We start from the raw sequence: 9,270 nt of genomic DNA on the forward strand, positions 1-9,270 counted from the left end.
TACGCGTGTGGCCCGCCTTCGCGAAGGCCTCGCGGTAGCGGCGCAACTGATCGGCCTGTTGCGCGGCGAACGTACCCTCGTTGGCCTCCGTGAGCAGTGTGGAACTCATGAGGTTCACGCCCTGCTCGCCCGCCCACTCGGCGGTCCGGCCCGAACCGGCACCCCACCACACGCGTTCCGCGAGACCCGGTGATTGCGGTTCGATGGCGAGCCGTGCTCCCGCGCCGTACTGGGCGGGATCCGCGTAGGTCATGGGCTCACCCTTGATGGCCCGCAGGAACGTGTCGAAGTGCTCCCGGGCGATGTCCGCACCGCGCGGATCCGTGGAACCCAGGTAGCCGAACGCCTCCCACCCGCGCAGCGCGGGCTCAGGTGAACCGCGGCTCACGCCGAGGGCCACGCGGCCGTCCGCGATGAGGTCCAACTGGGCCGCTTCCTCCGCGAGGTAGAGCGGGTTCTCATAGCGCATGTCGATCACGCCGGTGCCCACCTCGATGTGGCGGGTACGGGCCGCAATGGCGCTCAGCAGGGGCATGGGGGACGCGGACTGGCGTGCGAAGTGATGCACGCGGAAGTACGCGCCGTTGACGCCCAGCGCGTCCGCGCCCTCGGCGATCTCGATCGCGTCCTTGAGGGCCTGACGAGCATCCGGGTCCGCGCCTCCACGCCCGGAACCGTAATGACCGAAACTCAGGAATCCGAAAGCCTTCATGACCGGTGCAACCGCGACCCCGCCCCTTTTATTTCCCGTGCAACTTCTTCCGCGATGAGCACGACGCCGCTCGGTGTCGATCGCACGCCGGCGTCCGGGCAGCCCGTGTCCGCGGGGGTGATTTTCCAGCGGCCCGCGCGCGCGGCGTCGTCGCACCCCGGAATCGGCCCCGCGGGGGCAGTTCACGGGGTCAGGCCTCGCCAGACTCCTCCTCCCCTGAGGCGGGGGCCGCGGCGAGGGCCATGAAGTCGTCGAGCATCTCACGCGTGAGCAGGCCCGTGAACGTGTTGCGCTGGCTCACGTGGTAGCACCCCACGAGTCGCACCGTGCGGCCTTCCGGCGTGCGCAACCGTGCCACGGCACCGTGGCCGAACTTCGGGCGCGGTCGGGGCACGTCCCAACCCATGCGCGCCGCGGCGGCCAGGGTCGTGTGCCACGCGATGCCCCCGAGCGCGAGCATGCTCTCAAGATGTGGGAGCAGCGCGATCTCCCGCTCGAACCACCCACTGCACGCCGCCTTCTCGTCCGGTGCGGGCTTGTTGGCGGGCGGCGCGCAGCGCACCGGGGCGATCATCCGCACGCCGCGCAGCGTCTGCCCGTCCCCCGCGGTGCTCACGGTCTCGTTCGCCGCGAACCCCGCGCGGTACAGCGCCGCGTAGATCCAGTCCCCGGCACGATCCCCCGTGAACATGCGACCCGTCCGATTGCCGCCGTTCGCCGCGGGCGCGAGTCCCACGATCACGAGCCGCGCCATGGGGTCCCCGTAGGACGGCACCGGGCGGCCCCAGTACGGCTCCCCCGCGAACGACGCCCGCTTGTGCTCGGCCACGTCCTCCCGCCACTCGACGAGCCGCTCGCACGTGCGACACACGCTGCACAGGGCGTTGAGCTGCTCGACGTCGCTCGCCCCCGCCGCGAGCTCACGCACCCGGGCGGCGTCGCGGGCCACGGGTGTGTCCGCTCGCGCGGGGTCCTCCGGCCACCCGGTCCCGGGCGGCACCGGGGACGGGAAGAGCCGCCCGGTGAGCGGGTGGGGCAGGAGCGTCTGGGGGTTCTCAGCCATGCGGGTGCCTGTCTCAAGGGTGCGAGTGGGTGTGGAAGGGTGCGGAAATGCGGTGACGTGCGGCGCGGAGCGGCGGGCCGCCCGAGCCGGTCCGCGCCGGTCGCGAGCGTCGTCGTCCCCGCCCCGAGCGGAACATATAGGGAATGACCGAGGCGAGCACGCGACGTCGGGCCCGCGGCTCAGAGCAGGGTGTCCTCCCCGAGCCGGCGCAGGATCTGCCGGCGCCAGCGCTGTGGGAACTCCGGGGCGCGGGTCAGCGCACGGTAGGCGTCCGGGTCCGCCATGCCGGCGTTCATGATGCGCACGACATCGCTCACGGACACCGCGCCCGACGGCCGGCTCGTGAACTCGAACGTGTCCCCCGCGGCCACGTGACCTTCGCGCAGGACCCGCAGGTAGAACCCCGTGCGGCCGGTGTCCTCCATGTCCCGGGGCAGCTGGGCGTCCTGCCACCTGCGGGACACCGTGGCGCACGGCGTGCGGGGCTGGGTCACCTGGACCACCGCGGTGCCCACCCGGTACACGTCCCCCAGGTGGACCTGATCCTCCGTGGCGCCGCGCAACGTGAGGTTCTCGGAGAACGCTCCGGGGCCCAGATCGCGGCCCTCGCGGCGCCACGCGTCGTAGTTCTCATGGGGATAGCAGCACACGGCCTTCTCGGGACCGCCGTGCACCGGGATGTCCCCTTGCTCGTCGCCGATGAATCCCGTGGCGCTCAGGAACACCCGGTCCGTGCGGGCCTCCTTGTCCGCGGCGGTGTCGAAGGCCTTGCCGCCCCAGCGCTGCCGCCGCACCGCGCCGGTGTGCAGTGCGACCACCGCGGCATCCGTGACCGTCAGTTGTGGATTCTCCATGGGTCCTCCTGATCCCGGGGACTGCTCACCGGATGGGGTATGGGCGCCGCTCGCGCGGTCCGGCCGGTCCGCCCGCCTGTCAGTTGCTTCACGACCCGCGGCGTCTCGCGCTGCCGCGTGCTGCTTCGTGCGCCGCGCGTGGCTCGTTGCTCGTTGCTCGTTGCTCTTTGCTCGCTGTGATTCATGCGTGCGCCGGGACACAGTCCGGACAGTACACCCGGGCCCCGGAGGCCGTGCAGTCCTCGCAGCACAGGAACAGCTGCCGGCATGTGGGTTCCGCGCAGTTCACGAACGTGGGTGTCGCCGTGCCGCATTCCTCGCAGCGGCCCAGCGAGCGCGCATCAGGGGAGAATTCCATGTGCATACGCTTGTCGAAGACATAGAGGGAGCCGTCCCACAGTCCGTGGTCCCCGTACTGCTCGCCGTAGCGCACGATCCCGCCGTCCAGCTGGTACACGTCCCGGAATCCCCGGTTCTTCAGCAGCACGCTCAACACCTCGCAGCGCACTCCCCCGGTGCAGTAGGTCACCACGTGCTTGTCCTTGAGGTGGTCGTACTTCCCGGAGTCGAGTTCGCGGATGAAGTCCCGCGTGGTGCCCGTGTCGGGGACGACGGCGTCCCGGAACCTCCCAATCCGCGCCTCCAGCTCGTTGCGACCATCGAAGAACACCACGTTTTCCCCGCCCCGGTCCACGAGCTGGTGCAGTTCGCGGGGTGTCAGGTGGGTGCCACCGCCCTGGACCCCGTGCTCCGTGACCGTGATGACGTCCGGGGCGTGGAAGGACACGAGCTCGGGGCGCACCTTGACGCTCAACCGGGGGAAGTCGTCCCCGCGGCCGTCCGACCACTTGACGTCCGCATCCTTGAACGGGACGTACTCCCGCAGCCCGCGGACGTACCGTTTCACGTCCTGGATGTCCCCTCCCACCGTGGCGTTGATCCCCTGTGCGGAGACGATGATCCGCCCCGTCACATTGCTGCTCCGCGCCAGGTTCAGCTGCCACAACCGCACCGCCTCCGGATCCGGCAAGGGTGTGAAGACGTAGAACAGCACGATCTTGGGGAGGGACATGACTCCAGCGTAGATCCCCGCTCCGACCGAACATCTATGCCCCGAAAAAGCCGTTCCCGGCCGATCCCGCGGTCGTTCCGGGGCATGTGTGTTGTGGAGTGGGATTGCCGCGGGGGTGTAAGGCGGGGGATGTGGGGCGGGGTGCGGGTGCGCGTGGCCCTCGCTGGATTGGATACAGCCGTGGGGAGGGCCGCACCTGTCACCGACCCGGCGGTGTGGGGCTCACAGGTCCCGCGATCCGTGCTCCGCGCGGTGGACGCCCGACTTGATGAGCCGCCAATGACCCACCGGCGCCGAACCTCCGGCACATCGTTCTAGGGAGCACCATGTCCACCGCGTCCGTTTCCGTCGGCGCCCCCAGCGCTCATCGTGATCTTCTCCCTGCTGGCGGGTCGCAACGCGTCCAAGTCATGGACCAACGAGGCGCCCGCGAAGGACGTCTCCCCCCGCCGGCTGACCGTTCCCCGCGTACCGGGACGCAGCGGCGTTGTCCGCCGTTCGCGTGAGCCCCCGGGTCCGGACCTGTCGGCGCGGTCCGCTCCGGTGTCACACCCGACGACGCCGCCGCACCCCTCCCCGCTCGCGACGCACGTGTCTGCCCGTGGCGGGTCTGCGGCGCAACCGTGCCAGCGCCCCGGGGCCGAGGTTCGCGGGGCCGGGCAGGCGCCACCCGAAACGGCGCGCTGCGACGCTGACCACGGCGCTGAGGACGATGGCCCCGGCCATACCGGCGGTCTCGTGACCCAGGCCCGCGAGCAGCGCCATGAGGCCACTCGAGAGCAGGGCGCTCGTGGCGTAGAGGGTGTTCCCGCCGAAGATGGCGGGCAACCGGCCCACGGCGATGTCCCGGATCATCCCCCCGCCCACGGCGGTGACGACCCCCAGCAGGATGGCCGGTGGCCATGCGAGCCCGGCACCCAGGGCCTTGACGGTGCCCGTGGCGGCCCAGCACCCCACCGAGAGACAGTCGGCCACGAACAGGGCGCGCATCGTCCAGCGGTGACCGAAGACCATGAGGTAGGCGATCACCGCGCCGGCGAGCGCGGAGGTGAGGTAGGCGGGGTTGGTCAGCGCCACCGGGAAGCCCTGTTGCAGCAGCGTGTCCCGCAGCATGCCGCCGCCCAGTCCGGAGACGATGGCGAGCACCGTGAATCCCACGAGGTCCATGCGCAATTGGCGGGCCACGACGCCGCCCAGGATCCCGTTGGTCAGCACGCCCAGCAGATCCACGGCGCTGAAGACGGATGCCGCCTCGATGCTCACTGCGTGTTCTCCCGTCGACCCGTTGCGTGAACGGGGACCAGCATAGGGGCCGATCGGCGCACCGGGCGGCAACCGGCACGTCGATCGGTTACGCGGGTGGGAACCCCGGCTGCCCGTGGTGCACCCCGTGGGGGTATCGGTGCACGTCAGAGCGGATCCGAAGATTCACCCGGGAGCAATCCACGGGTCACCCACGGCGCCGATCATGAGGTCATGACTCTTCAGAACGGCCCCTTGAACCGTCGTCAGCTCATGAGCGGGGCCGCCCTGGCCGCCGCCGTGACCGCCGTCCCCTCCGCCGCGCTCGCCCATGACAAGCCCTCTCGCGGGCCGGGGCTCGTGGTCGAGCGCCTCACCCTCCCGAGCGGGGTGGCCAGTGGCGACGTCACCTCCGACTCCGCCGTGCTGTGGGCACGATCCTCCGGCGCGGGGCGCTTGCACGCCGTACTGCGGGCCACCGCGGCGGACGGCACCGTCCTGCGCGGGCGCCACGCCACCAAGCTGCACCTCGTGAGCGGGTGGGCCCACCCCGGGACCGACCACACGGCCAAGATCCTGGCCCGGAAGCTTCCCGCCGGAACCCGCTTCGACGTGACGTACCGTTTCGAGGACGACTCCGGACGCATGGGTGAGCGACTCACGGGGTCGTTCACGACCGCCCCGGAGCGTACGAACCGCCGCGGTCAGTGCGCTCCCCAGTCCTTCGTATGGACCGCTGACACCGCCGGTCAGGGCTACGGCATCAACCCGGAGATCGGAGGCATGCGCGGTTATGCGGCAATGCATGCCACGCGGCCCGATTTCTTCCTGCACTCCGGGGACACGATTTACGCGGACAACCCCCTGGAGCCCACGCGCCAGGTACCGGGTGAACCGCTGTGGCGCAATGAGGTCACGGAGGAGGTCTCCAAGGTCGCCGAGACGCTTGCCGAGTTCCGGGGCCGCCACCGCTACAACATGATGGACACCAACCTGCGGGCCATGTACGCGGAGGTCCCCGTGATCGCGCAGTGGGACGACCACGAGACCACCAACAACTGGTGGCCCGGTGAGGTCCTGGACGACCCGCGGTACACGCAGGTCTGGGACGTGGACACCCTGGCCGCCCGCGGTCGGCAGACGTGGCAGGAGTACATGCCCATCGCCGACTCCCGCGCACTGCGCCGCGGCACCGGTTTCGAGCCCGCGCGCATCCACCGCAAGATCGCCCGGGGCCCTCATCTGGACGTCTTCGCCCTGGACATGCGCACGTTCAAGAGCGAGAACACCAATGGGCTGGAGTCGCACGAGACGGAGATCCTGGGCGAGGAACAGACCCGGTGGTTGATCCACGAGCTGTGCCGGTCCCGGGCCACGTGGAAGGTCATCGGCAACGACCTCCCCCTGGGTCTGGTGGTCCCGGACGGGAAGGGACAGGAATCCATCTCCAACGCGAACCACGGTGCACCACTGGGCCGTGAGCTGCAGCTGGCCCGCGTGCTCAAGGCGATCAAGGACCACCGGATCAAGAACGTGGTGTTCCTCACCGGGGACGTGCACTACTGCGCGGCCCACCACTACTCTCCGGAGCGGGCGGCGTTCAAGGACTTCACGCCGTTCTGGGAGTTCGTGGCCGGGCCCATCAACGCCGGTTCCTTCGGCCCCAACGAATTGGACCGCACGTTCGGCCCCCGCGTGGACTTCCAACAGGCCGGTCCGCCCATGGGCTCCCCGCGCTCGGGCGAGCACCAGTACTTCGGACACGTGAACGTCGCGGGGGACGGCAGCGCGTTCACGGTGCGCCTCATCAACGCCAACGGCACCACGGTCTACACCCGCACGCTCACCCCGCAGCGGTGACCGCGCGGCGCCAGCGGACACCCCGCTGGCGTGGTGTTCCGTGGTCCACGGATGCGCCAGGATAGGAGCATGAACGACACCCTGCCCGGTTACACCGTCCTGGACGGCCCGCCCACGATCCCGGACTACCTGACGCTGCGCCGTGAGGCGGGGATGAGCCGCAAGACCGAGGAACAGGCCGCGGCCGGGATCGGCGGCGCGTGGGCGGCGATCCACGCGATCCACGACGAGTCCGGTGACACCGTGGGCATGGGCCGGGTGATCGGGGACGGCGGGTGGTACTTCCACGTGATCGACATGGCGGTGTTGCCGCCGCATCAGTGCAGGGGCATCGGCTCCGCGGTCCTGCGCGCGCTGCTGGATCGCATCCGCCGCGACGCACCGCCGGGCGCGTACGTGTCCCTCATGGCGGATGAGCCCGGGCGTCCGCTGTACGAGCGGCACGGGTTCGCGGACCCCGCGCCGCGGACCATCGGGATGAGCCTGTCCATGGATCGCGGCGCGCATGACTGAGCGTCCCCCCGCTCCGGGAAATCCGGGGTCCGCCCCACAGGACGACGACGCCGCCGTCCCGGGTCACGCCGTTTCAGATCGCTCCGCCCCGCCCCCGTCCGACGCACCCACCGCACCCCGGTGGGACGCACCGTGCGGGCGGATCATCGGATGGCGGGACGGGCCAGTGGACCGGGCCACCGGGATCCGGTACGCGAACGCGGGGCGTTTCGAGCGACCGCGGCCCGTCGCGGCGTCGGCGGCGGAGCTCCACGCGACCGAACCGGCGCCCGCGTGCCCGCAACCACCCATGCCGTTCCTGGACGACGTCGTGGGCAGCAACATCGGAGAGCTGCCCCAGGACGAGGACTGCTTGCGCATCTCCGTGACCGTGCCTGCGAACACGCCGCCGGACGCCGGGCTGCCCGTGATGGTGTGGATCCACGGCGGGTCGTACGCATCCGGCGCGGGGGACGCGCCGTTCTACGACCCGCGCGCGCTCGTGAGCGAACAGCGCGTGGTCGTGGTGAACGTGACGTACCGACTGGGGCTGCTCGGTTTCCTGGGCGACGGCGCGGACATCCCCGCCAACCTCGGGTTACTGGACATGATCGCCGCCCTGCGCTGGACGCGCGAGAACATCGCCGCGTTCGGCGGCGACCCGGCCAACGTCACGGCGTTCGGTCAGTCCGCGGGCGGGGACGCCGTCGCGCACCTCATGATCGCCGACGGCGCTCGGGGCCTGTTCCGCCGTGCCGTCATCCAGAGCGCGCCGTTCGGCCTATTGGCCGGGCGCGCCACGATGAGCGAGCTCATGGCCACGACCGCGAGCACGCTGGCCCGGGACGCGTCGCTCGATGACATCCGCACGATGCAACAGCGCGTGGCCAAGGCCGCCACGCGGTTCGGACTCAAGGGCCAGATGCCGTTCGGACTGCAGTACGGCCACGACCCGCTGCCGCCGGAATCCGAACTGGACCGCCACTGGCGCGAGGCCGCCCCACACGTGGAGGTCCTCGTGGGCAACACGACCCGCGAAGCCGCGCTGTTCACCGCGCGCATCCCCCCGCTACTCCGGCGGATGAACCACCCCCGCAAATCCCGCGGTGTGGAGCGGATCCTGATCAGCCCGTTCACCCAGCGGCTCTACGGACGGGGTGCCCGCCGGTTCGCGCAACGCCATGTCCACTCGGGTGGCACGGGAGCGCGCTACGAGTTCTCATGGGGCGTGGGGCGCAGCCCGATCGCCGCGGCGCACATCTCCGAGCTGCCCCTGCTCTTCCCGGGCCCGGCGTGGGAGCGCACCCCCATGGTCGAGGGACACACGTGGGCGGACGTCCTCGCCGACGGCGCTCGCTTACGCCGCGCGTGGGCGGACTTCGCGCGGGGCGAGCCCGTCACGAGTGATTCCCGCGCGGGGCTGCGGGTATTCCCGCCGGATACGGGTCGTGCCGTCTGAACCGGGTGGCTCGAGAACACGGGTCACTCGACGGCGTCGGGCGTGAACAGGTCCTCGATCCGGCACTCGAACACGGCGGCGAGCCGGAACGCCAAGGGCAGGCTGGGGTCGAACCGGCCGCGTTCGATTGAGATCACGGTCTGGCGGGAGACGCCCAGCAATTGCGCGAGGTGGGCCTGCGACCACGACCGGTCTCCCCTCCGCTCCGCGATCCGGTTGTCCACTAGGCCCCTCGCCTGTTGAGCACCGCGTAGCGGATGGCGGCATCGGCCATGACGAACACGAGCAACAGCACCAGGAGGGTCGAGCCCGCGATCTCGAATCGTGTGAGGGCCAGGACGACGCAGCCCAGCCCGGCCACGATCAGGAAGTCGTGGAAGGCGCCCGAGGCCGCCTTCTCGTACCACTGGCCCTCCACGTTGTCCTCCGCGTGGGGATCGGACTTCACCGTGTACCGGGAGACGAACACGAACCAGGACAGGGCGAACATGGGCCCGGCGGTGCACACCGCGAAGA

The 9,270-nt window shown here is 70.6% G+C and carries 9 protein-coding genes and 1 pseudogene; 3 read left to right on the top strand and 7 right to left on the bottom strand.

Translation table 11 applies throughout. The annotated features are described in order from the left end of the window. The 5 genes from B3I25_RS07840 to B3I25_RS07860 all read right to left on the bottom strand — a co-directional run. Positions 1 to 712 (bottom strand): LLM class flavin-dependent oxidoreductase (locus B3I25_RS07840; RefSeq protein WP_286738508.1); only part of this gene is annotated, 712 nt, incomplete at its 3' end. A 190-nt stretch (positions 713 to 902) separates the two neighbouring features. Next, the gene (locus B3I25_RS07845) at positions 903 to 1,775 is read right to left on the bottom strand and encodes a uracil-DNA glycosylase (protein ID WP_286738509.1); all 873 of its coding nucleotides are present in this window, start codon (positions 1,773 to 1,775) and stop codon (positions 903 to 905) included. Positions 1,776 to 1,954: 179 nt separating this feature from the next. Next, on the bottom strand, positions 1,955 to 2,629 hold the full coding sequence (locus B3I25_RS07850; RefSeq protein WP_064846041.1) for an MOSC domain-containing protein: 675 nt from the start codon (positions 2,627 to 2,629) through the stop codon (positions 1,955 to 1,957). A gap of 181 nt (positions 2,630 to 2,810) precedes the next feature. Then, positions 2,811 to 3,701 carry a rhodanese-related sulfurtransferase gene (locus B3I25_RS07855; RefSeq protein ID WP_064846040.1) on the bottom strand — a complete coding sequence of 297 codons (891 nt, stop codon included), beginning with the start codon at positions 3,699 to 3,701 and terminating at the stop codon, positions 2,811 to 2,813. Between the two features lie 546 nt (positions 3,702 to 4,247). Next, a complete protein-coding gene (locus B3I25_RS07860; protein WP_064846039.1) occupies positions 4,248 to 4,964 on the bottom strand; it encodes a trimeric intracellular cation channel family protein in 717 nt (238 codons plus the stop codon). A 213-nt stretch (positions 4,965 to 5,177) separates the two neighbouring features. Here B3I25_RS07860 and B3I25_RS07865 point away from each other — a divergent pair, with 213 nt between their 5' ends. The 3 genes from B3I25_RS07865 to B3I25_RS07875 all read left to right on the top strand — a co-directional run bounded on the left by B3I25_RS07865 (position 5,178) and on the right by B3I25_RS07875 (position 8,754). Next, positions 5,178 to 6,803, top strand: a complete 1,626-nt coding sequence (locus B3I25_RS07865; protein ID WP_286738518.1) for an alkaline phosphatase D family protein — start codon at positions 5,178 to 5,180, stop codon at positions 6,801 to 6,803. A gap of 69 nt (positions 6,804 to 6,872) precedes the next feature. After that, positions 6,873 to 7,316, top strand: a complete 444-nt coding sequence (locus B3I25_RS07870) for a GNAT family N-acetyltransferase (protein WP_064846037.1) — start codon at positions 6,873 to 6,875, stop codon at positions 7,314 to 7,316. After that, positions 7,309 to 8,754: a carboxylesterase family protein gene (locus B3I25_RS07875; RefSeq protein WP_286738520.1), complete on the top strand. Its 1,446-nt coding sequence runs from the start codon at positions 7,309 to 7,311 to the stop codon at positions 8,752 to 8,754. The genes B3I25_RS07870 and B3I25_RS07875 overlap by 8 nt, the downstream gene beginning before the upstream one ends. A 23-nt stretch (positions 8,755 to 8,777) precedes the next feature. Here B3I25_RS07875 and B3I25_RS07880 read toward each other — a convergent pair whose 3' ends face one another. Together B3I25_RS07880 and B3I25_RS07885 are read right to left on the bottom strand one after the other, a co-directional pair. Then, a complete protein-coding gene (locus B3I25_RS07880; RefSeq protein WP_064846036.1) occupies positions 8,778 to 8,978 on the bottom strand; it encodes a helix-turn-helix transcriptional regulator in 201 nt (66 codons plus the stop codon). Then, positions 8,978 to 9,270, bottom strand: a pseudogene (locus tag B3I25_RS07885) (hypothetical protein); the annotation flags it as partial. The gene B3I25_RS07880 and the pseudogene B3I25_RS07885, both read right to left, overlap by 1 nt.

The sequence above is a fragment of the Kocuria sp. UBA1838 genome (assembly GCF_002338785.1).
GTDB classification, from domain to species: domain Bacteria; phylum Actinomycetota; class Actinomycetes; order Actinomycetales; family Micrococcaceae; genus Kocuria; species Kocuria marina.

Excerpts from the sequence above, each read along its gene's own strand:
- B3I25_RS07845 (WP_286738509.1), bottom strand. The coding sequence starts at position 1,775 with ATGGCTGAGAACCCCCAGACGCTCCTGCCCCACCCGCTCACCGGGCGG.
- B3I25_RS07850 (WP_064846041.1), bottom strand. The coding sequence starts at position 2,629 with ATGGAGAATCCACAACTGACGGTCACGGATGCCGCGGTGGTCGCACTG.
- B3I25_RS07855 (WP_064846040.1), bottom strand. The coding sequence starts at position 3,701 with ATGTCCCTCCCCAAGATCGTGCTGTTCTACGTCTTCACACCCTTGCCG.
- B3I25_RS07865 (WP_286738518.1), top strand. The coding sequence starts at position 5,178 with ATGACTCTTCAGAACGGCCCCTTGAACCGTCGTCAGCTCATGAGCGGG.
- B3I25_RS07870 (WP_064846037.1), top strand. The coding sequence starts at position 6,873 with ATGAACGACACCCTGCCCGGTTACACCGTCCTGGACGGCCCGCCCACG.
- B3I25_RS07875 (WP_286738520.1), top strand. The coding sequence starts at position 7,309 with ATGACTGAGCGTCCCCCCGCTCCGGGAAATCCGGGGTCCGCCCCACAG.